The sequence below is a fragment of the Mesorhizobium sp. M7A.F.Ca.MR.148.00.0.0 genome (assembly GCF_003997735.1).
Taxonomy (GTDB): domain Bacteria; phylum Pseudomonadota; class Alphaproteobacteria; order Rhizobiales; family Rhizobiaceae; genus Mesorhizobium.
The window spans coordinates 1-267 of sequence record NZ_RZTB01000351.1; the positions used below are offsets into that span (position 1 = coordinate 1).

General features: G+C 63.3%; 1 protein-coding gene. It reads right to left on the reverse strand.

The annotated features are described in order from the left end of the window. Positions 1-90: 90 nt before the first annotated feature. Positions 91-213 carry a zinc-binding dehydrogenase gene (locus EOB49_RS38345; RefSeq protein WP_281060638.1) on the reverse strand — a complete coding sequence of 41 codons (123 nt, stop codon included), beginning with the start codon at positions 211-213 and terminating at the stop codon, positions 91-93. Positions 214-267 lie beyond the last annotated feature (54 nt).

The window sequence follows — 267 nt, forward strand, 5'->3', positions numbered from 1 at the left end:
TATATCAGGGCAAAGGGCGCGACCAGATGGCAGTCCCGTCGATGTAGCAGTCCAATCCCGATTGGCCTGGTATCCGCGACTATCGCGACATCAGGGTATCAGCACCACCTTCCCAGTCGACCGGCGCTCCTCCAGCAACCGGTGCGCTTCACCGGCCCGGTCGAGCGGGAATCGGCCGCCGATCGTGACCTGCAGAAGACCGCTTGCCGCCATTTGGAACAGCTCGGACAGGCTGGCTCTCAGCACATCGGCAGACAGCAGCGGCAG